General features: G+C 61.4%; 23 protein-coding genes. 7 read left to right on the forward strand and 16 right to left on the reverse strand.

Annotated elements, in window-relative coordinates:
- Position 1: 1 nt before the first annotated feature.
- Positions 2 to 2,263, reverse strand: a complete 2,262-nt coding sequence (locus HBN98_RS10880) for a heavy metal translocating P-type ATPase (RefSeq protein WP_083367636.1) — start codon at positions 2,261 to 2,263, stop codon at positions 2 to 4.
- An 83-nt stretch (positions 2,264 to 2,346) separates the two neighbouring features.
- Here HBN98_RS10880 and cadR point away from each other — a divergent pair, with 83 nt between their 5' ends.
- Positions 2,347 to 2,796, forward strand: coding sequence for a Cd(II)/Pb(II)-responsive transcriptional regulator (gene cadR / locus HBN98_RS10885; protein ID WP_064590130.1), 450 nt, complete (start codon positions 2,347 to 2,349; stop codon positions 2,794 to 2,796).
- A gap of 121 nt (positions 2,797 to 2,917) precedes the next feature.
- Here the strand turns inward: cadR and HBN98_RS10890 are convergent, their stop codons facing one another.
- The 3 genes from HBN98_RS10890 to HBN98_RS10900 all read right to left on the reverse strand — a co-directional run bounded on the left by HBN98_RS10890 (position 2,918) and on the right by HBN98_RS10900 (position 5,628).
- On the reverse strand, positions 2,918 to 3,889 hold the full coding sequence (locus tag HBN98_RS10890) for a thymidylate synthase (protein ID WP_083367635.1): 972 nt from the start codon (positions 3,887 to 3,889) through the stop codon (positions 2,918 to 2,920).
- A 50-nt stretch (positions 3,890 to 3,939) separates the two neighbouring features.
- Positions 3,940 to 4,752, reverse strand: coding sequence for a prolipoprotein diacylglyceryl transferase (gene lgt / locus HBN98_RS10895; RefSeq protein WP_064589687.1), 813 nt, complete (start codon positions 4,750 to 4,752; stop codon positions 3,940 to 3,942).
- 93 nt (positions 4,753 to 4,845) lie between these two features.
- Positions 4,846 to 5,628 carry a sulfite exporter TauE/SafE family protein gene (locus HBN98_RS10900; RefSeq protein ID WP_064589688.1) on the reverse strand — a complete coding sequence of 261 codons (783 nt, stop codon included), beginning with the start codon at positions 5,626 to 5,628 and terminating at the stop codon, positions 4,846 to 4,848.
- Positions 5,629 to 5,758: 130 nt separating this feature from the next.
- On the opposite strand from HBN98_RS10900, the gene HBN98_RS10905 reads away from it, so the two are divergent.
- Entirely contained in the window at positions 5,759 to 6,505 is a 747-nt protein-coding gene (locus HBN98_RS10905) for an NRDE family protein (protein WP_083367634.1), read from the forward strand.
- Between the two features lie 57 nt (positions 6,506 to 6,562).
- Here the strand turns inward: HBN98_RS10905 and ptsP are convergent, their stop codons facing one another.
- Together ptsP and HBN98_RS10915 are read right to left on the reverse strand one after the other, a co-directional pair.
- Entirely contained in the window at positions 6,563 to 8,842 is a 2,280-nt protein-coding gene (ptsP, locus tag HBN98_RS10910; protein WP_064589690.1) for a phosphoenolpyruvate--protein phosphotransferase, read from the reverse strand.
- 22 nt (positions 8,843 to 8,864) lie between these two features.
- The gene (locus HBN98_RS10915) at positions 8,865 to 9,344 is read right to left on the reverse strand and encodes an RNA pyrophosphohydrolase (protein ID WP_003229203.1); all 480 of its coding nucleotides are present in this window, start codon (positions 9,342 to 9,344) and stop codon (positions 8,865 to 8,867) included.
- Between the two features lie 143 nt (positions 9,345 to 9,487).
- On the opposite strand from HBN98_RS10915, the gene HBN98_RS10920 reads away from it, so the two are divergent.
- Positions 9,488 to 10,144, forward strand: coding sequence for a histidinol-phosphatase (locus tag HBN98_RS10920; RefSeq protein ID WP_083367633.1), 657 nt, complete (start codon positions 9,488 to 9,490; stop codon positions 10,142 to 10,144).
- A 120-nt stretch (positions 10,145 to 10,264) separates the two neighbouring features.
- Here HBN98_RS10920 and HBN98_RS10925 read toward each other — a convergent pair whose 3' ends face one another.
- Together HBN98_RS10925 and ilvA are read right to left on the reverse strand one after the other, a co-directional pair.
- The gene (locus HBN98_RS10925) at positions 10,265 to 10,690 is read right to left on the reverse strand and encodes a DUF2269 domain-containing protein (RefSeq protein ID WP_083367632.1); all 426 of its coding nucleotides are present in this window, start codon (positions 10,688 to 10,690) and stop codon (positions 10,265 to 10,267) included.
- A 39-nt stretch (positions 10,691 to 10,729) separates the two neighbouring features.
- Positions 10,730 to 12,244 carry a threonine ammonia-lyase, biosynthetic gene (gene ilvA, locus HBN98_RS10930; RefSeq protein WP_064589693.1) on the reverse strand — a complete coding sequence of 505 codons (1,515 nt, stop codon included), beginning with the start codon at positions 12,242 to 12,244 and terminating at the stop codon, positions 10,730 to 10,732.
- Positions 12,245 to 12,582: 338 nt separating this feature from the next.
- Here ilvA and rpiA point away from each other — a divergent pair, with 338 nt between their 5' ends.
- Positions 12,583 to 13,257 carry a ribose-5-phosphate isomerase RpiA gene (rpiA, locus tag HBN98_RS10935; protein ID WP_083367631.1) on the forward strand — a complete coding sequence of 225 codons (675 nt, stop codon included), beginning with the start codon at positions 12,583 to 12,585 and terminating at the stop codon, positions 13,255 to 13,257.
- A gap of 148 nt (positions 13,258 to 13,405) precedes the next feature.
- Here the strand turns inward: rpiA and HBN98_RS10940 are convergent, their stop codons facing one another.
- The 4 genes from HBN98_RS10940 to HBN98_RS10955 form a co-directional block, all read right to left on the reverse strand.
- Positions 13,406 to 14,323 (reverse strand): SdiA-regulated domain-containing protein, encoded by a 918-nt coding sequence (locus HBN98_RS10940; RefSeq protein ID WP_083367630.1) that lies wholly within the window; start codon positions 14,321 to 14,323, stop codon positions 13,406 to 13,408.
- Between the two features lie 199 nt (positions 14,324 to 14,522).
- Positions 14,523 to 15,446, reverse strand: coding sequence for an SdiA-regulated domain-containing protein (locus HBN98_RS10945; protein ID WP_083367629.1), 924 nt, complete (start codon positions 15,444 to 15,446; stop codon positions 14,523 to 14,525).
- 300 nt (positions 15,447 to 15,746) lie between these two features.
- Positions 15,747 to 16,412, reverse strand: a complete 666-nt coding sequence (locus tag HBN98_RS10950) for a fumarylacetoacetate hydrolase family protein (protein ID WP_064589697.1) — start codon at positions 16,410 to 16,412, stop codon at positions 15,747 to 15,749.
- 39 nt (positions 16,413 to 16,451) lie between these two features.
- Positions 16,452 to 17,846 carry an FAD-binding oxidoreductase gene (locus tag HBN98_RS10955; RefSeq protein WP_083367628.1) on the reverse strand — a complete coding sequence of 465 codons (1,395 nt, stop codon included), beginning with the start codon at positions 17,844 to 17,846 and terminating at the stop codon, positions 16,452 to 16,454.
- Between the two features lie 206 nt (positions 17,847 to 18,052).
- Here HBN98_RS10955 and serA point away from each other — a divergent pair, with 206 nt between their 5' ends.
- Positions 18,053 to 19,282 carry a phosphoglycerate dehydrogenase gene (gene serA / locus HBN98_RS10960; RefSeq protein ID WP_083367627.1) on the forward strand — a complete coding sequence of 410 codons (1,230 nt, stop codon included), beginning with the start codon at positions 18,053 to 18,055 and terminating at the stop codon, positions 19,280 to 19,282.
- 62 nt (positions 19,283 to 19,344) lie between these two features.
- Here the strand turns inward: serA and HBN98_RS10965 are convergent, their stop codons facing one another.
- A complete protein-coding gene (locus HBN98_RS10965; RefSeq protein ID WP_064589699.1) occupies positions 19,345 to 19,770 on the reverse strand; it encodes a DUF4399 domain-containing protein in 426 nt (141 codons plus the stop codon).
- 135 nt (positions 19,771 to 19,905) lie between these two features.
- Between HBN98_RS10965 and HBN98_RS10970 the strand changes: the two genes are divergently transcribed.
- Positions 19,906 to 20,472, forward strand: a complete 567-nt coding sequence (locus HBN98_RS10970) for a transporter substrate-binding domain-containing protein (RefSeq protein WP_083367626.1) — start codon at positions 19,906 to 19,908, stop codon at positions 20,470 to 20,472.
- A gap of 35 nt (positions 20,473 to 20,507) precedes the next feature.
- On the opposite strand, the gene HBN98_RS10975 is transcribed toward HBN98_RS10970, so the two are convergent.
- Positions 20,508 to 20,993, reverse strand: a complete 486-nt coding sequence (locus HBN98_RS10975; protein ID WP_083367625.1) for a 2-thiouracil desulfurase family protein — start codon at positions 20,991 to 20,993, stop codon at positions 20,508 to 20,510.
- A gap of 1 nt (position 20,994) precedes the next feature.
- Positions 20,995 to 21,627, reverse strand: coding sequence for a 2OG-Fe(II) oxygenase (locus HBN98_RS10980; RefSeq protein ID WP_064589702.1), 633 nt, complete (start codon positions 21,625 to 21,627; stop codon positions 20,995 to 20,997).
- Between the two features lie 108 nt (positions 21,628 to 21,735).
- On the opposite strand from HBN98_RS10980, the gene HBN98_RS10985 reads away from it, so the two are divergent.
- On the forward strand, positions 21,736 to 22,488 hold the full coding sequence (locus tag HBN98_RS10985) for a DUF2059 domain-containing protein (RefSeq protein ID WP_064589703.1): 753 nt from the start codon (positions 21,736 to 21,738) through the stop codon (positions 22,486 to 22,488).
- Between the two features lie 106 nt (positions 22,489 to 22,594).
- On the opposite strand, the gene bipL is transcribed toward HBN98_RS10985, so the two are convergent.
- The gene (gene bipL / locus HBN98_RS10990; protein WP_064589704.1) at positions 22,595 to 23,542 is read right to left on the reverse strand and encodes a phospholipase BipL; all 948 of its coding nucleotides are present in this window, start codon (positions 23,540 to 23,542) and stop codon (positions 22,595 to 22,597) included.
- Positions 23,543 to 23,630 lie beyond the last annotated feature (88 nt).

Below are 23,630 nucleotides of genomic sequence, written 5' to 3' on the forward strand. Positions count from 1 at the left end.
TTTACTTGCGCAGCAGGCGCAAGCCGTTGAACACCACCAACAGGCTCACACCCATGTCGGCGAACACCGCCATCCACATGGTGGCGAGCCCGGCGAAGGTTACCCCAAGAAAGATAGCCTTGATCACCAGCGCCAACGCGATGTTCTGTTTCAGGATGCTGGCGGTGTCGCGCGACAGACTGATGAATGCCGGGATCTTGCGCAGATCGTCGTCCATCAGGGCGACATCGGCGGTTTCAATTGCGGTATCGGTACCGGCCGCCGCCATGGCGAAACCAATCTCGGCGCGGGCCAGTGCCGGGGCGTCGTTGATGCCGTCGCCGACCATGCCGACCCGATGGCCCTGTGCATAAAGCGCTTCGATGGCTTGCAGCTTGTCGGTCGGCAGCAAGTCGCCCTTGGCCTGATCGATGCCGACCTGCGCCGCGATGGCCTGCGCGGTGTGCACGTTGTCGCCGGTGAGCATCAGAGTTTTCACGCCCAGCGCGTGCAACTGGCGGATCGCTTCGCGGCTGGTTTCCTTGACCGTGTCGGCCACGGCGAACAGCGCCAACGGGCCGGAGCTGTCGAGCAGCAGCACCACCGACTTGCCCTGCTTCTCCAGCGCGAACAGTTTTTCTTCCAGTTGCGGCGAGCACAGCCCCAGCTCTTCGACCAGACGGTGGTTGCCCAAGTGGTAGGTCTGGCCGTTGACCTGCCCCTTCACACCACGCCCGGCCAGCGCTTCGAAGTTATCCACACTCAGCGCCGCGAGGTTTTGATCCACCGCCGCATTGGCGATCGCCAGCGACACCGGGTGGTCGGAGCGACCGGCCAGCGCGGCGGCAATCGCCGGGGCTGTGGCGTCGGCGGTCGGATCCAGCGAAAGGTAATCGGTCTGCACCGGTTTGCCGTGGGTGATCGTGCCGGTCTTGTCCAGCGCCAGGTAGTTGAGCTTGAAACCGCCCTCCAGATAAACGCCGCCCTTGACCAGAATGCCTTTGCGCGCCGCCGCCGCGAGGCCGCTGACGATGGTCACCGGGGTGGAAATCACCAGCGCGCACGGGCACGCCACCACCAGCAGCACCAGTGCGCGGTAGATCCAGTCGAACCACACAGCGCCCATGAACAGCGGCGGGATGATCGCCACGGCCAGCGCCAGGACGAACACCACCGGGGTGTAGATTTTCGAGAATTGATCGACGAAGCGTTGGGTCGGAGCGCGCGCGCCTTGAGCCTGTTCGACGGCGTGGATGATCCGCGCCAAGGTCGAATTGTTCGCCGCAGCGGTCACCGCGTATTCCAGCGAGCCGGCCTGGTTGATGGTGCCGGCGAAGACTTTGTCGCCCACCGTTTTTTCCACCGGCAGGCTTTCGCCGGTGATCGGCGCCTGGTCGATGGTCGAACTGCCGCTGACCACTTCGCCGTCCAGCGCAATGCGCTCACCGGGTTTTACCCGCACGCGGGCACCGAGTTCGACGCTTTTAACCTCTTGTTCGATCCAGTTGCCGTCGGCCTGCTGCACGGTGGCCTGTTCCGGCGTCATCTGCATCAGACCACTGATGGCGTTGCGCGCACGATCCAGCGAGCGCGCTTCGATCAACTCGGCCACGGTGAACAGGAACATCACCATCGCCGCTTCGGGCCACTGGCCGATGAGGATGGCACCTGTCACGGCGATGCTCATCAGCGCGTTGATGTTGAGATTGAGGTTCTTCAGGGCGATCCAGCCCTTTTTGTAAGTGGTCAGGCCGCCGCTGAGAATCGACACCAGCGCAATGATCGCCACCACCCAGGTCGGCGCGGCGTTGGTGAAGTGGATCACTTCGGCAGCCAGCGCACCGACACCGGACAGCGCCAATGGCCACCAGTGTTTTTTCACTGGCGCCGGGGCTGGCGCTTCGACGCCTGCCTCCAAAGGCTCGGCGTGCATGCCCAAGGACGTGATCGCCTCAGTGATCGGCGCGGTGTTCGACAGCGTGTGGGTCACGCCGAGCACGCGGTTGATCAGGTTGAACTCCAGCTGTTCAACGCCGGCCAGTTTGCCGAGCTTGTTCTGGATCAGCGTCTGCTCGGTCGGGCAGTCCATCGCCTCGATGCGGAAGCTGCTCAGCCGGGCGTCGGCGCTTTGCGCCTCGCTCAGTTGCACCCGTGCTGGTGCCGCAGCTTTCGATGCGCAGCAGGAATCGCCGCCGTGGTCGTGCTTATGCACGGGCTGCAATTTATGGCTGTGGCCATGATCATGCCCGTCGCCGGGCTTGTGGATGTGCTGAGAATCGCTCATTGGTCGCGTCCATGAAGGTGCCTGTTGCCAAGTAAAGACCCTGTAGCCACTATAGGGTCAAGCACCTTTTGGAGATGGCGTTCATGAAGATCGGAGAACTGGCGAAACTCACCGACTGCGCGGTGGAAACCATCCGCTATTACGAGCGCGAAAACCTGCTGCCGGAACCGGCACGCAGCGATGGCAACTACCGCGTCTACACCCAGGCCCACGCCGAACGCCTGACCTTCATTCGCAACTGCCGCACCCTCGACATGACCCTCGAAGAGATCCGCAGCCTGCTGACCTTGCGCGACAGCCCGCAGGACCAGTGCGAAAGCGTGAATGCGCTGATCGACGAGCACATCCAGCATGTGAAGGCGCGAATTGATGGGTTGCTGGCGTTACAGACACAGTTGCTCGACCTGCGCCAACGTTGTGGCGAAGGGCCGGGGGCGGATCAATGCGGGATTTTGCAACGGCTGGAGGTGAGTGGCGGGGTTGTGGCGACGGAAGTTGAGCATTCCCATGTAGGCCGTAGTCACGGCCATTGAGAACACCCCCAAACCTGATGTAGGAGCTGCCGAAGGCTGCGATCTTTTGATCTTTCTGTTTATAAGATCAAAAGATCGCAGCCTTCGGCAGCTCCTACATAGGGGGACTGCGTATTGCTTGTCAGACCGCCATCGGCGCGGTCATCGGCGCGTGGTGCTCATAGCCTTCCAGCGAGAAATCGCTCGGCTCCACCAGCTCCAGCCATTCCGGCTGGTACACGCCCGTCTTGGCGAATTCCGGCACACGATCCGAGATTTTCAGCTTCGGCATGGCAAACGGCTCGCGCTTGAGCTGTTCGTTGAGCATGTCCAGGTGGTTCTCGTAGACGTGCGCGTCACCGATGAAATAGGTGAACCAGCGCGGCGTGTAGCCGGTCAGGCGACCGATCAAGCTCAGCAGCGCGGCGCCTTCGGTGAGGTTGAACGGCGTGCCCAGACCCAGGTCGTTGGAGCGGATGTAGAGGGTCAGGGAGATCTCTTTGGTCTCGACGTTCGGATGGAACTGGTACAGCAGATGGCACGGCGGCAGGGCCATTTCATCGAGCTGGGCGCAGTTCCAGCCGTGGAACAGGATACGGCGGCTGCCCGGGTCCTTGATGATCGTGTCGACACACTGGCGCACCTGATCGATAGCTTTGTACAGCACCACGTAAGCCTGGCCGTCTTCTTCGCCCTGAGCGATCTGCTTGTAGCCGTTGCTCAAGGTTTGTTCGATCGCGGCGGTGTTGCTCAGCGGGATCTGCTTGTACGCCGGCCACTTGCGCCATTGCACGCCGTAGATTTCGCCGAGGTCATCGGCGCCCTGGCGGAACGGGTTGGCCAGCCACTGGGCGTTTTCGTTGGCGTTCTGGTCCCAGACCTTGCAGCCCAGCGCCCGGAATTCAGCGGCGTTGTTCACGCCACGCAGAAAGCCGCACATCTCGCCGATGGCCGACTTGAAGGCCATCTTGCGGGTGGTGATCGCCGGGAAACCTTCCTGCAGATCGAAACGCAGCATCGCCCCCGGGAAACTGATGGTGTTGATGCCGGTGCGGTTGGCCTGTTTGGTGCCGTTCTGGATAACGTGCGAGACCAGTTCGAGATATTGCTTCATGAGTTACCTGTGTCCTTGAACCCGGGGGCCGTCGCCCCCGGGATTCGAATTTATACGGCCGCCGCTGGCGCTGCCGGGGCGCGATGATAAGCCAGCCAGATCAAGTACAGACCGGCAAGCACCATCGGTACGCAAAGAACCTGACCCATGGTCAGCCAGCCCCAGGCCAGATAGCCCAGTTGCGCATCCGGCACGCGGACGAACTCGACGATGAAACGGAAGATGCCGTAGAACAGCGCGAACATGCCCGATACCGCCATGGTCGGACGCGGCTTGCGCGAGAACAACCACAGGATCAGGAACAGCGCGACACCTTCGAGTGCGAACTGGTACAGCTGCGACGGGTGACGCGGCAACTGCGCCGGATCGCTGAACGGCGGGAAGATCATCGCCCACGGCACGTCGGTCGGCTTGCCCCACAGCTCGGCGTTGATGAAGTTGCCGATACGCCCAGCACCCAGGCCGATCGGCACCATCGGCGCAACGAAGTCCATCAGCTGGAAGAACGTCTTGCCGTTACGCTTGCCGAACCACAGCGCGGCAAGCATCACGCCGATGAAACCGCCGTGGAACGACATGCCACCCTTCCACACTTCGAAAATCAGCGTCGGGTTGGCGAGGTAAGCGCTCAGGTCGTAGAACAGCACATAGCCCAGACGTCCACCGACAATCACCCCCATCGACAGCCAGAACACCAGATCGGAAAGCTTCTCCTTGGTCCAGGTCGGGTCGAAACGGTTAAGCCGGCTCGACGCCAGCAGCCACGCGCCGCCGATGCCGACGAGGTACATCAGGCCGTACCAGTGGATTTTCAGCGGACCGATGGCCAGGGCCACCGGGTCGATCTGCGGGTAAGGCAGCATTGCGACTCCTCGTTAGAGTTGAAACCAAAATTCCCGGGCGACGCTGCCACCTCAGGATTAAGCCAGGATTGCGGCCTGTTCTGACCCAGACGATCAGAGCAGGAAATTCAGCCCCACGCAGAACAGCAAAGCGGCGAACAGCCGTTTCAGCAAGCGCGGCGACAACTTGTGCGCCAGACGCGCGCCGAGACGGGCGAAGACCATGCTGGTCAGGGCGATGCCCAGCAGCGCCGGCAAATAGACAAAACCGAGACTATGCGGCGGCAACAACGGATCATGCCAGCCCAGAATCATGAAACTTAATGCACTGGCCACGGCGATCGGCAAACCGCAGGCCGACGACGTTGCCACCGCTTGCTGCATCGGCACGCTGCGCCAGGTCAGGAACGGTACGGTCAACGAACCGCCGCCAATGCCGAAAATCGCCGAGGCCCAGCCAATCACACTGCCGGCCACGGTCAGACCGAGTTTGCCCGGCACCGTTCGACTGGCCTTGGGTTTGACCTCCAGTGCCAGTTGCGCGGCGATCACCAGGGCGAACACACCGATGATCTTCTGCAGGTTGGGCCCGGAGATCGCTTCAGCCGTCAGCGCACCGAAACCGGCGCCCAGCAGAATGCCCACGGTCATCCACATGAAGATCGGCCAGCGCACCGCACCGCGTCGATGGTGCTCGCGCACGGCATTGACCGAGGTGAAGATGATGGTCGCCAGCGATGTCCCTACGGCCAGGTGCGTAAGGATCGACTGATCGAATCCCTGCAAGGTAAAACTGAACACCAGTACCGGGACAATAATGATCCCGCCACCGACACCGAACAGCCCGGCCAGCACGCCCGCACAGGCGCCCAACGCCAGATAGAGCAGAAATTCCACGGCCGTCTCCCCGACGTATCCCCAAAACCGGAGCGGCATGGTAACGGATGCATGCCCTCCGGCTCCACTTGCGATGGATGCACGGACGACGACTGCGTAGAGTGAACAAAAAACACACAAGGACCACCTTATGTGCCTGATTGTCTTCGCCTGGCGCCCGGGTCATGCCCAGCCGCTGATCGTCGCGGCCAACCGTGACGAATTCTATGCCCGGCCCAGCCTGCCGCTGGCGCAATGGCCGGAAGCACCGCACGTGCACGCCGGACGTGATCTTGAGGCCGGCGGCACTTGGCTGGGGATTGGCGCCCACGGACGCTTTGCTGCGCTGACCAACATCCGCGATCCGCATCAACCGCCAGCGCGCAAGTCACGAGGTGAGTTGGTGGCGCGGTTTCTGACCGGTGATGCGTCGATTGATGATTATTTGAGCGATGTGGTCGGACGCGCGCCGGAATATGCCGGCTTCAACCTGCTGCTGGGCAACAGCCATGAGCTGTGGCACTTCAATGCGCGGAGGTCCGAGCCAGTGATGCTGGAACCGGGCGTTTACGGGCTGTCGAATGCCGGGCTGGACACGCCGTGGCCGAAACTGCTCAAGGCCAGGGCGGCATTAAGCGAGGTGTTGGATGATCCGCAGCCTGAGCGGTTACTGGCGTTGCTGGGCGATGCGCAGACCGCGCCGTTTGCCGAGCTGCCGGACACCGGGGTCGGGTTGGCGACTGAATCATTGTTGTCGAGTGTGTTTATTGCCAGCCAGAGTTACGGGACGCGCGCGAGTACAGCGTTGATTGTGCAGGCGGATGGGACGCGGCGGATGGTAGAGCGCAGTTTCGGGCCGTATGGCGGGCATCTTGGGGAAGTTGAGATCACTGCCTGAAAGCGAGCAACCATTGTGGCGAGGGAGCTTGCTCCCTCGCCACAGAGCCAGCAGCTTTTAGAGGGCCTTGTTGACCGCCGGCGGATTCATCTTCGACAGCCCGAGATTCTTCAGCGCCAGTTGCAGCGAGCTGTGGATCACTTGCGGGTTGTCGATGGTCATCAGCTCCGCCAGCAGATCCTTGGCCTTGCTCAGGTTGATCTGGCGCAGCATCCACTTGACCTTCGGCAGGTTGGTGGCGTTCATCGACAGGCTGTCGAAGCCCATCGCCATCAACAGCACCGCCGCTGCCGGATCACCGGCCATTTCACCGCAGATGCTCACCGGTTTGCCTTCGGCATGCGCGTCGCGCACCACGGTTTGCAGGGCCTGCAGCACCGCCGGGTGCAGGTAGTCGTAAAGGTCGGCCACCCGCGGGTTGTTGCGGTCGACGGCCAGCAGGTACTGAGTCAGGTCGTTGGAGCCGACCGACAGGAAGTCCACCTGCCGCGCCAGTTCCTTGGTCTGGTACACCGCGGCCGGAATCTCGATCATCACGCCGATGGGCGGCATCGGCACGTCGGTGCCTTCGTCGCGCACTTCGCCCCAGGCCCGGTGGATCAGGTGCAGGGCTTCTTCGAGTTCGTGGGTGCCGGAGATCATCGGCAGCAGGATGCGCAGGTTGTTCAGGCCTTCACTGGCCTTGAGCATGGCGCGGGTCTGCACCAGGAAGATTTCCGGGTGGTCGAGGGTGACGCGAATCCCGCGCCAGCCGAGGAACGGGTTGTCTTCCTTGATCGGGAAATACGACAGCGACTTGTCACCGCCGATGTCCAGGCTGCGCATGGTCACCGGTTGCGGGTGGAACGCGGCGAGCTGTTCGCGGTAGATCGCCAGCTGTTCCTTTTCACTCGGGAAGCGCTGGTTGATCATGAACGGCACTTCGGTGCGGTACAGGCCGACACCTTCGGCGCCGCGCTTCTGTGCCCGCGCCACATCGGCCAGCAGGCCGGTGTTGACCCACAGTGGCATGCGGTGACCGTCGAGGGTCACGCATGGCAGGTCGCGCAGGGTGTCGAGTCCCAGCGCCAGTTGTTTCTCTTCTTCGACCACCTCGGCGAACTGTTTGCGCAGGACGTCGCTGGGGTTGGTGTAGACCTCGCCGCGGGTGCCATCGACGATCACCTCGATACCGTCGACCTTGGCGTACGGCAGGTCGACCAGACCCATCACCGTCGGAATGCCCATGGCCCGGGCCAGGATCGCGACGTGGGAGTTACCCGAACCGAGTACCGAGACCAGACCGACCAGCGTGCCTTCCGGCACCTCGCCGAGCATGGCCGGCGTCAGCTCTTCGCTGACCAGAATGGTTTTTTCCGGGTAGACCAGGTTCTGCTGACGCTCTTCCTGAAGGTAGGCGAGCAGGCGACGGCCGAGGTCTTTGACGTCCGACGCACGCTCACGCAGGTAGGCGTCGTCCATCAGTTCAAAGCGGTTGACGTGCTCAGTGACCACCTGACGCAGCGCGCCCTGGGCCCACTGGCCGGTCTTGATCACGGTAGTGATTTCGCTGCCCAGCGAGGCATCGTCGAGCATCATCAGGTACACGTCGAACAGCGCGCGCTCTTCCGGACGCAGCTGGGTCGCCAGTTTGGCCGACAACGCGCGCATGTCGGCGCGCACGCCTTCGATGGCGGTCTTGAACAGCGCCAGTTCGGCGTCGATGTCGGTGATGGTCTTGTCCGGCACCACGTCCAGATCGGCGGGCGGCAACATGACCACCGCGGTACCGACGGCGGCACCGGGCGAACCCGGCACGCCGACGAACTTGGCTTCCTGAATGCCCTTGCCCTGACGGCCCAGGCCCCGGATCGACCCGGTGGCCTCGGCGTGGGCGATAACCCCGGCGAGCTGCGCGCTCATGGTCACGAGGAAGGCTTCTTCACCTTCATCGAACTGGCGGCGTTCTTTTTGCTGGATGACCAACACGCCGACGACGCGGCGGTGGTGAATGATCGGCGCCCCGAGGAAGGAGGCGTAGCGCTCCTCGCCGGTCTCGGCGAAGTAGCGGTAGCGCGGGTGATCCGCAGCGTTTTCGAGGTTCAGGGGTTCTTCACGCGTGCCGACCAGACCCACCAGACCTTCGTTGGGTGCCATGCTGACCTTGCCGATCGAGCGCTTGTTCAAGCCCTCGGTGGCCATCAGGACGAAGCGGTTGGTCTCGGGATCAAGCAGGTAGACCGAGCAGACCTGGCTGCCCATGGCCTCTTTGACGCGCAACACAATAATCCCCAACGCCGCCTTGAGATCCTTGGCGGAGTTCACTTCCTGGACGATCTTGCGCAGCGTATTGAGCATGGCTCGGGGTCGAACTCCGTCGTCAGTCGCGCGCTAAAAGGCGCGGGGCAAGCTCTTTGAGGGCGCGTCGATACACCTCGCGCTTGAATGTCACCACCTGGCCCAACGGATACCAATAGCTGACCCAGCGCCAGCCATCGAACTCCGGTTTACCGGTCAAATCCATCCGCACCCGCTGCTCGTTGGAGATCAGGCGCAGGAGAAACCATTTCTGCTTCTGGCCGATGCACAGCGGTTGGCTGTGGGTACGCACCAGACGTTGCGGCAAACGATAGCGCAACCAGCCCCGGGTACAGGCCAGTATTTCAACATCTTCACGTTCCAGGCCAACTTCTTCGTTCAGCTCGCGGTACAAGGCGTCCTCCGGCGTCTCCTCGGGGTTGATTCCCCCTTGCGGAAACTGCCAGGCATCTTGATTGATACGGCGAGCCCATAGCACCTGGCCGGCGTCATTCGTCAGAATGATCCCGACATTGGGGCGGAAACCATCGGGGTCGATCACGGCAACAACCTCGCAAACGCATGTCGCCGCATTGTTCCACAAAGCTTGATAAGGCGGCAACGAAGGTTCCTACCTTATGTGCACTCTTGTGAAAAGACCGTATTCTTGTCGCCTTTTTACTGACTTTTCAGCGGGTAACTGCAATGCGCCTGGCTCTATTCGATTTGGACAACACCCTTCTGGGCGGCGACAGCGATCACGCCTGGGGCGACTATCTGTGCGAACGCGGCTTCCTCGACCCGGTGGCGTACAAGCAGCGCAACGACGAGTTCTACCAGGATTACCTGGCGGGCAAGCTGGATAACGCCGCGTACTTGAACTTCTGCCTGGAAATCCTCGGCCGCACCGAAATGGCCGTGCTCGAGCAGTGGCACAACGACTACATGCGCGACTGCATCGAGCCGATCGTGCTGCCCAAGGCGCTGGAACTGCTGAAACAGCACCGCGATGCCGGCGACAAACTGGTGATCATCACCGCCACCAACCGCTTCGTCACCGCACCGATTGCCGTACGCCTGGGCGTCGACACCCTGATCGCCACCGAGTGCGAAATGATCGACGGCCGCTACACCGGGCGCAGCACCGACATTCCGTGCTTCCGCGAAGGCAAGGTGACACGCCTCAATCGCTGGCTGGCAGAGACCGGGTATTCGCTGGATGACAGCTATTTCTATAGCGACTCGATGAATGATTTGCCGCTGCTGGAGCAGGTGGCGAACCCGGTGGCCGTTGATCCGGATCCGAATCTGCGGGCCGAAGCCGAGAAGCGTGGCTGGCCGGTAATCAGTCTTCGCGGCTGATATCGCCATCGCTGGCAAGCCAGCTCCCACAGGGATCTTCAGTGAACACAAATTTTGTGGACACCAAAGGAAAATGTGGGAGCTGGCTTGCCAGCGATTGAGGCAACTCGGTCTCAAGCCTCAGACAGGCTTGGCACCCATCAACCCGGCAATGGCGATAAAGCAGACAAAGCTGAACAACGCCAAGGCCAAACTGAACTTGCCGACGCCGCCCGGCGCCTTGCGCAAGCGATTCAACCGCACCAGCAGCCAGAACCACGCCAGCGCGGCCACGGTGTACAGCACGCTGGAGGCCAGCAGCCAGGTCTGCCCCAGTGGCCAGCCCACCAGATGCACCATGCCCCAGCCGGTGAACGGCATGCTCAACAGCGCCAGCCCCATCAACAGCCAGATGAACACCCGTGGCCGTTGCAGGGTACGGCTGCCCGCCGTTGCATCACCTTTGCGCTTCGCCAGAAAAACCCAGATGCCCAGACCCAGCGCACTGGCCAGCAACACCACGGTCGCCACCATGTGCGCCATCTTCAGGGCGGTTAACGTTTCCATTGTTCGATTTCCTTATGGCCTGCCCATCAGCGTAGCCGCTCAGCCAAGAAACAGCTTATAGGCCGGGTTGTCGCTTTCATCCCAGTACGGGTAGCCGATTTCCGCCAGCGCCGCCGGCACCAGATGACGTTCGTCATGCGGCACTTGCAGACCCGCGACCACTCGGCCATCCGCCGCGCCATGGTTGCGGTAATGGAACATCGAGATGTTCCAGCGCCCGCCGAGCTTGTTGAGGAAGTTGAACAGCGCGCCCGGGCGTTCCGGGAATTCGAAGCGCAGCACCACTTCATCGACCACCTGCGCCGCGCGCCCGCCGACCATGTGGCGGATATGCAGCTTGGCCAGTTCGTTGTCGGTCAGGTCGAGCACCGGAAAACCCTGCTCGGTCAGGCTCGCCAGCAACGCACTGCGCGGGTCATTTTCCGGATGGGTCTGCACGCCGACGAAGATGTGCGCTTCGCTGCCGGTGTTGTAGCGGTAGTTGAATTCGGTGATCTGGCGCTTGCCGATGGCTTCGCAGAAAGCCTTGAAGCTGCCGGCCTGCTCCGGGATGGTCACGGCGATGATCGCCTCGCGGCCCTCGCCCAGCTCGGCGCGCTCGGCGACGTGGCGCAAGCGGTCGAAGTTGACGTTGGCCCCGGAGTCGATGGCGACGAAGGTCTGGCCGCTGACGCCGCGCAACTCGACGTACTTCTTGATCCCGGCCACGCCAAGGGCGCCGGCAGGTTCGGTGATCGAGCGGGTATCGTCGTAGATATCCTTGATAGCCGCGCAGATCTCGTCAGTGCTGACCGTGATCACTTCATCGACATAGTCTTTGCAGATGTCGAACGTGTGCTGGCCAATCTGCGCCACCGCCACGCCGTCGGCAAAGATGCCTACGCTCGGCAGCACCACGCGCTCACCGGCGGCCATGGCCGCTTGCAGGCAATTGGAGTCGTCCGGCTCGACGCCGATGACCTTGATGTCCGGACGCAGGTATTTCACGTACGCCGCGATACCGGCGATCAGACCGCCGCCGCCGACCGGCACGAAGATCGCGTCCAGCGGCTGCGGATGCTGACGCAGAATTTCCATCGCCACGGTGCCCTGCCCGGCAATGGTATGCGGATCATCGTACGGGTGAATGTAGACGTAGCCCTTCTCGTCGACCAGTTTCAGCGAGTAGGCCAGTGCTTCCGGGAACGAATCGCCGTGCAGCACCACTTTGCCGCCGCGCGAGCGCACGCCTTCGACCTTGATTTCCGGGGTGGTCTTGGGCATCACGATGGTCGCCTTCACGCCCAGCACTTTCGCCGCCAAGGCCAGACCCTGCGCATGGTTGCCCGCTGACGCGGTGACTACGCCACGGGCGCGCTCTTCGTCGGTCAGCTGGGTCAATTTGTTGTAGGCGCCGCGAATCTTGAACGAGAACACCGGCTGCAAGTCTTCACGCTTGAGCCAGATGTCATTGCCCAGCCGCTCGGAGAGCTGGCGAGCGTTCTGCAGCGGGGTTTCTACGGCAACGTCATAAACGCGCGAGGTGAGGATCTTTTTGACGTACTGTTCGAGCATCGGAAAGCATCACTGAGCGGGTTGGGCAGGGCCAAGGAGTCTAACCCGGCTTTTGCTCGGGCGACCACACTAAACAGGTGGTTTTAGCCCGTGGAAAGCCATTGTGGCGAGGGAGCTTGCTCCCGCCCGGCTGCGCAGCAGTCGTAATACCTGAGTACGCGATCTGTCAGAACGAATGCTGGGGACCGCTTCGCGCTCCAGCGGGAGCAAGCTCCCTCGCCACAAAAGCCGCACCCTCCGAAACAGTACTGTCTGCCAATCGGGCAATGACCTGCCTCGCCCCTCGGGCCTATAATGCCGGCCTTTCCGTTCTCCCCTTGCCCGCTTCCGGAGCCCGCATGACCCAGGATCAACTCAAACAGGCAGTGGCTCAGGCCGCCGTCGACTTCATCCTTCCGAAACTCGACGACAAGAGCATCGTCGGGGTCGGCACCGGCTCCACCGCCAACTGCTTTATCGATGCCCTGGCCCAGCACAAGGGCGCGTTCGATGGCGCCGTCGCCAGCTCCGAAGCCACTGCTGCGCGCCTCAAGGGCCACGGCATCCCGGTGTATGAGCTGAACACCGTCAGCGACCTGGAGTTCTACGTCGACGGCGCCGACGAAAGCGACGCGCACCTGAACCTGATCAAGGGCGGCGGCGCGGCCCTGACCCGCGAGAAGATCGTCGCGGCCGTGGCCAAGACCTTCATCTGCATCGCCGACGCCAGCAAACTGGTGCCGGTGCTGGGCGAATTCCCGCTGCCAGTCGAAGTGATCCCGATGGCCCGCAGCCACGTCGCCCGTCAACTGGTGAAACTGGGCGGCGACCCGGTGTACCGCGAAGGCGTGCTGACCGACAACGGCAACATCATCCTCGACGTGCACAACCTGCAGATCACCAACCCGGTGGAGCTGGAAGCGCAGATCAACGCGATCGTCGGCGTGGTCACCAACGGCCTGTTCGCGGCGCGTCCGGCGGACCTGTTGCTGCTGGGCACCGCTGAAGGTGTGAAGACCCTGAAGGCTGAGTAAACCAAGGCTGCCCAAGCTTTATGGGCATGCGAATAAACCTGTGGGAGCTGGCTTGCCAGCGATGAGGCCGTCAGATTCAACAACAATGTTGACTGATAGACCGCCATCGCTGGCAAGCCAGCTCCCACAGTGTTTTTTGGAGTGTCAGTCAGGGCTGTGCAGGTTTCTTGAAGACGTAAAACAAGTTCGGCTCACTCACCAGATACAACGTCCCGTCATCATCCATCGCAATGCCTTCAGCCTGCGGCACGCTCTTCTGCAAGCCTTGGCGGCCCTTGTTCAGCGACAAGGTGCTCAGCGGCCTGCCATCCACGTCCAGCTCCAGAATCAGCCCCGACTCATCGGACAGCGCCAGCAGATGGCCGCTGCGCTCGTCGTATTGCAGGCTCGACAGGTCGCGCACGAACATCCCGGCATCACGCTTGGGGTTGTTGATCACGTGTACCGCGTAGGATTTTTCCGGATTGAAGTGCGGGAAACCGTGCACTTCGTAAATCAGCATCGGGTCACGTTCCTTGGCCACGAACAGGCGCTTGCCCACCGAGTCGTACGCCAGGCCTTCGAACCCTTTGTTGCCGCTCATGTGTACGCCGAGGGTCATCTGTTCGGCGTCCGCCGCATCGAGGAACGTGGTGTCCTGCTCAAGATGAACCTTGATCAGCCGTTGCTGACGCTCGTCGGTGATCACATAAGTGTCGGCACTGATGAACTCCACCGCCTCCGCATCACCGAAGCCGATCAGCGCGATGCGCCGCAGGATCTTGCCTTCGAGCGACAATTCGACCAGTTCAGCATGCTTGTTGGTCACGGTGAACAGGCTGTTGCGCACCGGATCGTAGGTCAGCGCCGAGACATCGTCGTTCAGGCCGTCGATGACCCTGGCTTCGACCTCGACCCGGTACTGATCAAGGCCGATGGCCTGACTGCTCAACGGCTGCCACAGGCTGTGCAGGTTGAACCAGGCACGCTCGAACAGGCGCAGATATTGGCCGATCGCGATCAACACGATCAGGACTATCACTGACAAGATGACAATCAGGGGCTTGGGACGGGCAAATCGACGCATTCGGGCAGGCTCGGGATCAAAACAGGCGGATGAAATATCACGCCTGTCTGAACTGAAGCTTAATGGCCACTTGCCCTTGGCCACAACAGAACCGTGTAGGAGCTGCCTCAGGCTGCGATCTTTTGACGTTGCTTCTAAAAAACAAAATCAAAAGATCGCAGCCTGAGGCAGCTCTTGCATGAGGACCGGTGAAAGGCTTTTATTTCTGCTTTTCGAAACGGTAGAACAGGTTCGGCTCGCTGACCATGTACAGCGTACCGGCGTCGTCCATGGTCACGCCTTCGGCGCGGGGAATGGTGTTCTTCAGACCGTTGAAGCCGCCGAGCAGGGTCATGAAGCTGACCTGATCACCCTTCTCGTCCAGCTCCAGCAGCAGGTGCGAGTCGGCGGACAGCACCAGGGTGTGGCCGGTGCGCGGGTCGATGGCCAGCGCCGAGAGGTTGCGGATATCCAGTTCATTGCTGGCCAGCTTCTGCTTGTCGCCTTTGAGGAGCTGACTGCCGTCGCTTTTCCAGGTGAACAGCGCCGGCGGGCGCTCTTCGCCCAGCAACAGTTGCTGGTTGCGTGGATCCCAGGTGATCGCTTCGAACGCCTTGTTCTGGTTTTTCGACGGGCCGAGGTCGTATTTCGGGAAGTCGGCGATATTCAGCTCGCGGGTGTTGGCATCGACCTTGACGATGGTCAGCAGGTGTTCGCGCTCGTCGACGATCGCCATCAGGCCGTTTTCCATCACGGTCACGCCTTCCGGGTTGATCCAGCCTACCAACGGCATTTTGCGCAGCACATCACCCTGCAGGGTCAGTTCGACCAGGAACGGGTTCTTGCCCATCACCGAAAACAGGGTTTTGGTTTGTGGGTTGTAGGACAGGTCCGACGCCTCGTCCTTTTCCATGCCCGGCAGCAGTTTGCCGTCGATCACCGCCCGATAGTCCGGTAACCAGATACTCGCCTTCTGCTCGGCCTGGCTCTCGAAACGCTCGCGCACCCACAGCAGGCCACGGTCGTCCCAATGCATGGCGAACGCCAGGCCATAAGCGACGGCGAGCACCAGCAACAGCCAGACATACCAGCGCAGGGCGAAACGTGAGCGACGAGGAGGATTGAGCTGAGTTTGAGCTGACATCAGGGACGCGTTCCGAAAATTCAGGCTATGGGTAATAGCATAAAGAGGCCGGCTCAGACGCCAGAATGAGAGGAATTATCCGGACAGAATGTGAAAAAAACGGCAAATGGCGGGATTGTCGTGCGGCTTTGCGAGCCGCGACACAGAGCCAATGTAGGAGCGGGCACTTGTGGCGAGGGAGCTTGCTCCCGCCGGGGCGCGAAGCGACCCTGCTTTTCACTTCAAAAAGCAGGGGCCTGCTGCGCAGTCCAGCGGGAGCAAGCTCCCTCGCCACAGTTGCTGTGTATCGGATGCGTTCGGTCAGCGCACGCTGCTGGTGAAGCGGCTCGCGCCAACCAGCTCCAGCACGATGTCGTCGCCGACATTCAGCGGGCCGACGCCCACCGGGGTGCCGGTGAGGATCACGTCGCCGGCCTGCAGCGAGAAGCAGCCGGCCATGTGCTGGATCATCGGCACGATCGGGTTGAGCATCGCGCTGCTGTTGCCGTCCTGACGCACCTCACCGTTGATGGTCAGGCGAATACCGATGTCGGTCAGGTCAGCGAAGGTGCTGCCGACCACGAACGGGGCAATCACCGCCGCGCCATCGAACGATTTGGCGATTTCCCACGGCAGGCCCTTGGACTTGAGCTCGGCCTGCTTGTCGCGCAGGGTCAGGTCCAGCGCCGGGGCGAAACCGGAGATCGCGTCCAGCACTTCTTCGCGGCTCGGCTTGGTCGACAACGGTTTGCCGATCAACACGGCGATTTCCGCTTCGTAGTGCACCGAACCGCGCTCGGTCGGAATGCTGAACCCGCCTTCCAGCGGCACCACACAACTGCCCGGCTTGATGAACAGCAACGGTTCGGTCGGAACCGGGTTGTCCAGTTCCTTGGCGTGTTCGGCGTAGTTACGCCCGATGCACACCACTTTCCCGATCGGGAAGTGAATGCGTGTGCCGTCGACATACTGGTGCTGATAGCTCATTTACCGACTCCTGCCTTCATTGATTCAAGGGATTGCCAATCAAACCGCGAAGATCTTGCCCGGGTTCATGATGCCGTTCGGATCGAACACCGCCTTGACCGCTTTCATGTACTCGATTTCGACCGGCGAACGGCTGTACGTCAAGTAGTCGCGCTTGGTCATACCCACACCGTGTTCAGCGGAAATCGAGCCGTTGTACTTCTCGACGGTTTCGAACACCCACTTGTTGACGGTCGCGCACTTGGCGAAGAACTCGTCCTTGCTCAGGTTATCCGGCTTGAGGATGTTCAGGTGCAGGTTGCCGTCGCCAATGTGGCCGAACCAGACAATTTCGAAATCCGGATAGTGTTCGCCGACGATCGCATCGATTTCCTGCAGGAAGGCCGGCACTTTCGACACGGTGACCGAGATGTCGTTCTTGTACGGCGTCCAGTGCGAGATGGTTTCGGAGATGTATTCGCGCAGCTTCCACAGGTTCTGCAACTGGGTTTCGCTCTGGCTCATCACGCCGTCCAGTACCCAGCCCTGCTCGACGCAGTGCTCGAAAGTTTCCAGCGCGGTGTTGGCCACTTCTTCGCTGGAGGCTTCGAATTCCAGCAACGCGTAGAACGGGCACTCGGTCTCGAACGGCGCCGACACATCGCCACGGCCCAGCACTTTGGCCAGAGCCTTGTCGGAGAAGAATTCGAACGCGGTCAGGTCGAGCTTGCCTTGAAATGCGTGCAGCACCGGCATGATCGAGTCGAAGTCGGCGGTGCCGAGGACCATGGCGGTGAGGTTTTTCGGCGCGCGATCCAGGCGCATGGTCGCCTCGACCACAAAGCCGAGGGTGCCTTCGGCGCCGATGAACAGCTGGCGCAGGTCGTAACCAGTGGCGTTCTTGATCAGGTCCTTGTTCAGCTCCAGCACCTCGCCCTTGCCGGTTACCACTTTCAGGCCGGCGACCCAGTTGCGGGTCATGCCGTAGCGAATCACCTTGATCCCGCCGGCATTGGTGCCGATATTGCCGCCAATCTGACTGGAACCGGCCGAAGCGAAGTCCACCGGGTAATACAGGCCGTTTTCTTCGGCGACATTCTGCAAGTGCTCAGTGACCACGCCCGGCTGACACACGGCGGTACGGTCGGTGAGGTTCACGTCGAGAATCTGGTTCATGTAGTCGAACGACACCACCACCTCGCCATTCGCGGCCACGGCGGCGGCGGAAAGCCCGGTGCGTCCGCCCGACGGCACCAGCGCCACTTTGTGGACATTGGCCCAGCGGACAACAGCCTGCACCTGCTCGATGGTCTTGGGAAACACGATGGCGCTCGGCGCGGGGGCGAAGTGCTTGGTCCAATCCTTGCCGTACGTATTCAGGGAGTCGGCGTCGGTCAGGACCTTGCCAGGCTCGACCAGGGTCTTCAGTTCATCAATCAGGGCAGGATTGGTCATCGACAGAACTCTCGAACAATTCATGGTCATCCTGAAGACGCTTCACGTCGCAGGAATGAGTGTTTCGCGGGGTGGCTATGCTAGCATACCGACCCCGCAGGCCAGTGCCCAAGGCCAGTTCTGCGGTGACGGCTTTCTTGCCGTGCGGGTCAGCTCCAGGCTGCTCCCCTCCCTGCCATTTTTCTCCGGGATACAGGTTTACGCAGATGAGCAAGACTTCTCTCGATAAGAGCAAGATCAAGTTCCTTCTTCTCGAAGGCGTCCACCAATCGGCTGTCGACGTCCTCAAGGCGGCGGGCTACACCAGCATCGAATACCTGACAGGCTCCTTGCCGGAAGCCGAGCTCAAGGAAAAGATCGCTGACGCTCACTTCATCGGCATTCGTTCGCGCACCCAACTGACCGAAGAGATCTTCGATCACGCGAAGAAGCTGGTGGCGGTCGGCTGTTTCTGCATCGGCACCAACCAGGTTGACCTGAGTGCTGCCCGCGAGCGCGGTATCGCCGTGTTCAACGCGCCGTACTCCAACACCCGTTCCGTAGCGGAACTGGTGCTGGCCGAAGCCATCCTGCTGCTGCGCGGCATCCCTGAGAAAAACGCTTCCTGCCACCGTGGCGGCTGGATCAAATCCGCAGCCAACTCCTTCGAGATCCGTGGCAAGAAACTGGGCATCGTCGGCTACGGCTCGATCGGTACGCAGCTGTCGGTTCTGGCTGAAGGCCTGGGCATGCAGGTGTTCTTCTATGACACCGTGACCAAGCTGCCGCTGGGCAACGCCACTCAGGTCGGCAACCTGCACGAGCTGCTGGGCATGTCCGACATCGTCACCCTGCACGTTCCGGAAACCGCTGCGACCCAGTGGATGATCGGCGAGAAGGAAATCCGCGCCATCAAGAAGGGCGGCATCCTGATCAACGCCGCGCGCGGCACCGTGGTCGAGCTGGACGCCCTGGCGGACGCGATCAAGGACAAGCACCTGATCGGCGCAGCCATCGACGTATTCCCGGTGGAGCCACGCTCCAACGAGGAAGAGTTCGAAAGCCCGCTGCGTGGCCTGGACAACGTGATCCTGACCCCGCACATCGGTGGTTCGACCGCCGAAGCGCAAGCCAACATCGGTCTGGAAGTGGCGGAAAAACTGGTCAAGTACAGCGACAACGGCACGTCCGTTTCGTCGGTGAACTTCCCGGAAGTGGCCCTGCCGGCTCACCCTGGCAAGCACCGCCTGCTGCACATCCACGAGAACATCCCGGGTGTGATGAGCGAGATCAACAAGGTCTTCGCCGAAAACGGCATCAACATCTCCGGTCAGTTCCTGCAGACCAACGAGAAGGTTGGCTACGTGGTGATCGACGTCGACGCCGAGTACTCGGAGCTGGCACAAGAGAAGCTGCAACACGTCAACGGCACCATCCGTAGCCGCGTGCTGTTCTGATCGAACGCTGAGCGACAAAAAAAGGGAGCCTTCGGGCTCCCTTTTTCATGCACGACGAACAATCATTCGACGTTGACGGTGATTTTCTTCGAGACGATCGGCGGCTCGAACGGCATGTGGCCGCTGTCGCCCAGTTCCAGCTGCAGGGTGTGCTTGCCCGGTGCCAGTTTGATCGTGGCCTCGGTCTGCGCCTTGCCGAAGTGCATGTGGTTCGCGTCATTCGGAATCGGTGCGCCCGCCGCCGGCAGCTTGTCGACGTCGATCAGCAGGTGGTGGTGACCGGTGTTTTTGGTGACATCACCGGCCGGGGCCAGCGCGATGTCCTTGACGCCGAACTTGACCTTGAACTCCTGAGACACCGTGGCTCCGTCCTCGGGAGAAACGATGAACACTTCAGCGCCTTTCGGGGCCGGGGTCGCTGCACTGGCCAGCACTGAAACACCCATCAACAGGCCAGCCAAGGCTGCTCGTGACATAAACGTTTTCATTCTCTTCTCCAGTTTTTCCGTAAAATCCGCACGGTCATGACAACTTCATGACCATTCGTTGTCGAAGGCACTCGACAACCATAGCAAAGCGAGCCTGAATCAGAGCATCGCGATAATGATTTCAAAGGAGTGACCATGCGTTTTCTGCCTGGCCTGATCTGCCTGCTACCCCTTCTGAGCCCTCTGGCTCACGCCGAACTGATTGATGACGTCAACGACCGTGGCGAGTTGCGCATAGCCCTTGAGGCTAATACACCGCCCTTCAATTTCAAGGACGGCGACACGCTCACGGGGTTCGAGGTCGAGCTGGGGCAACTGCTGGCCAACGAGCTGGATGTGCGCGCCGACTTCATCGTCACTGACGAAGCCGACCTGCTCCAGGGCGTTGAAAGCGGCAAGTACGACGTTGCGCTCAATCACATAGCAATGACACCTGAACTCAAGGATCGTTTCGATTTCAGCGAGTCTTACGGCAAGGTCGACTCGCAGCTATGGGCGAAGAAGGATGAGCAGCCACGGCCGATGGTGCTGGTACAGGCACTGACCGAGGAAAAGCCGAAGGCGACCCCGGTGGAGTTGGCGATTCCGTTTCAGAAGGGCAACCCGGCGTTTCAGGCCAGCCTTGCAGGTGCGATGCAGCGGATCAAGGCGGATGGGCGATTGGCGGCGTTGTCCGAGAAGTGGTTCACCGAGCCCAAATGAACACACAAACCCTGTAGGAGGTCTACGGTGGGCTTTCAGTCGAGTTGGCTCAGGGCGATTGCGGCCTCGGACAATTCAAGCTCACTGAACACCTGCACCCCGTGCCGTTTGAGCAGCGCAGCTGTCACGCCTTCGCCGGAAACTTTGACACCGCTGAACGTCCCGTCATAGGTCAGCAAATTCCCGCAAGAAGGACTGTTGGCCTTGAGCACCGCCACACGGATGCCGTGTTTCTGCACCAACGCCAGCGCCTGTCGCGCGCCATCGAGAAACTGCGCGCTGACATCCTCGCCTTCGGTGGTCATCACCGCCGCGATGCCATCGAGCACTTCACTTCCCTGCCCTCCGGGAATCTCCGCCGCCGCCCGTGGCGTCGGCAACCCCCCGGCGACTTCCGGACACAGCGGCACCACGCGCCCTTCGGCGAGCCACTGTTCAAGCAGATCGAACGGCCCGCTGGCCCCGCCGTCGTAACGCACGCGGTGGCCCAACAGGCAGCGGCTGACCAGAATCTTCTGCATGTCAGAACGGCTCGTTGCCACGGCGGCGGAACCAACCGGTCAGCGACAGGCGCTCGCGGTGAGCCGGCAGCACTTCGTGCGGCACCTCGCCAGAGAGGAACACCACCAGACAGCCGCCAGTGGGTTGCACGTCATGCACCCGGTCTTCGCCCAGATACATGCGCAACTGACCGCCGTCTTCCGGCAGCCACGCGTCATTGAGATAGACCACCGCCGAGACCATGCGCCGGTCGTCATCGCGAAAACGGTCGACATGCTTGCGGTAAAACGCACCCGGCGGATACAGGGCGAAATGGCACTCGAAATCTTCAAGCCCCAGGAACAACCCGCGATTGAGCGCCTCGCGCAGGCTGTCCATCAGGTTCAGATAACGGTCGCTAGACTCGGCCTGGCCCGGGTCAATCCACTGGATGTGGTCGCCACGAATCCCCTCGCGAATCTCCGAAAACGGCCCACGCCCCACCGCCGCCGGCGCCAGTTCGCCCTCGGCCTCACGTTTGCGGCACTCGGCCGCCAGCTCACGGGTCAAACCCGCGGGCAGGAAAATGTTCTGCTGCGACCAGCCGTGTTCGGCCAGGTCGTCGACGATGCGTAACAGCAGCGGGTGTTCGGAGGATATTTGCATGGCGCGCATAGTATGCCGGCGGCAAGAAATCCGACAGAGCCACGCAGCGGCTTGCTACGAATTCTCGACAAGTACCGGCACCGCACGGAGAATAGTCCGCTGCTGACAGGAGTCCCTATGCGCCGTTTGCTTTTTTCACTGTTGATGTTCTGCGTTTTGCCCGCCTGGGCGGACGGCCACGATCAGCTGTACAAAATCGCCGGCTGGCCAGATCAACGTGCGCATTTCAATGATGCCCTGAGTGCCGCGCAGCAGCGCTACCAGAACAACCTGCCGCCTGCGGTGTTTCAAGCCCTGGTCAACAACAGCAACCAGCGCTTTGCCCCTCAGGCCATGGACCAGCGTGCCGAAGCGCAACTGCGCCAGCACCTCGCCGATCCCCAACCGGCGCTGACCTTTTTTCAATCGCCGCTGGGCAAGAAAATCGTCGCCGCTGAATTGCTCGCGACCCGTCGCGATCAGTTGGCGAAAAACGCCAAGGGCCTGCCGAAGATGCAGGCCAGCGATAGCCGCCTGCTGATCATCGGCCATTTGGCCCAAGCGCTGCCGGCACGCGAGGCCGGCGCCGAAGTCAGCCTGGCGATCGCCGGGGTGGCGGCGGACAGTTTGAGTTCGATGATTCCCGGCCTGCTTGGCGGCGGTCAGGCGCAAGGCATGTTGAACGGTCAGCGCCAGCGCCTGATGGATCAGATCGGCGCCGACCTGAACAACACGCTGCTCTACGTTTATCGCGATCTGTCGGATGACGAACTGGAGCAGTTCGCGACCTTTGCCGAATCCAGCGAGGGCAAGGCTTATTATCAAGCGGCGCTGGCGGCGATTCGGGCGGGGTTGGCGGTGGGGCAAAGCACTTCGAACCTGGGCCAGTGATCTTTATCGCCTGACCGGCCGCCTTCGCGAGCAGGCTCGCTCCCACATTTTGGAGTGCATTCCCCCTGTGGGAGCGAGCCTGCTCGCGAAGAGGCCCTCAAAGGCACTAGAGATTCCGCCCCCTGATCCGCTTGTTCAGAAACTCGAAATACTCCTCGCGCATCTCCAGCGTCTCATTCGCCAGATGATGCCGCGCCTCCGGCAGCAGCAGAATCTGCGGCCGATCGAACTTCCATTTCATCACCTGCAAGTTGTGCTGCCAGTCCACAGTCATGTCCGCCTGCCCCTGAATGATCAGCGGCCGCCGCGGACTTTTTTTCGCATGTTCGACACGGATGATCCAGCGCGACAGTGCGCCAACCCACGCTGTCGGCAAGCGTTTGGGCTGCAACGGATCGGCCTGCAGGAACGGCAGGAAGGCCGGGTCGTTGGAGTTCTCGCTGAAGCGCCGGGTGACGCCGCGGACGAAAGGCCTGAGCAGGTAGTAACTGAGCTGCGACCAGCCCCAGGCGCGCGGACGCACCAGCGGCGCCAACAGGATCAACTGCCCCTGCGCCGGGCTGTTCTCGCCATGGTTGAGTACGTGGTCGACGACAATCGCACCGCCAGTGCTTTGTCCGCACAGGTGCCACGGCTGGGGCAACGCAATCGAATTGGCTTCGGCGAACAACGCCTGCAATGTGTCCTGATATTCGGAGAAATCGCGAATGCTCGCTCGCGGCCCGCTCGACAGGCCATGCCCCGGCAGGTCGCAGGCGATCACGGCGAAATCCTGATCCAGCGCCCACTCGATCACATGCCGATAGAGCCCTGTGTGGTCGTAAAAACCGTGCAGCAGAAACAGCGTGCCCTTGACCTTCTCCGGCCACCAGCAATGGCTGACCAGTTCATAGCCATCGACGTCGAACCGGCCCATGCCACGCCAGACATCACGCTCGCAGAAGTCGGTTTTATAGAACCGCTGATACGCCTTGGCCTCGTCCGACAACGGCTGCCACTGGGCCAAAGGCTTGAGGCTGGCGCGTAAATGATCGGCATCGAAAGTGTCAGGCATGCGGGTATTCCAAAGCGGTAAACAGACTTTATCGGCCTGCGATATTCATCTGTTGCGGCAAGCATGGCAAGCTAGCCCACCTTCGAGG

Origin of the sequence: Pseudomonas koreensis, assembly GCF_012986595.1 — a bacterium.
GTDB lineage: Bacteria > Pseudomonadota > Gammaproteobacteria > Pseudomonadales > Pseudomonadaceae > Aquipseudomonas > Aquipseudomonas koreensis.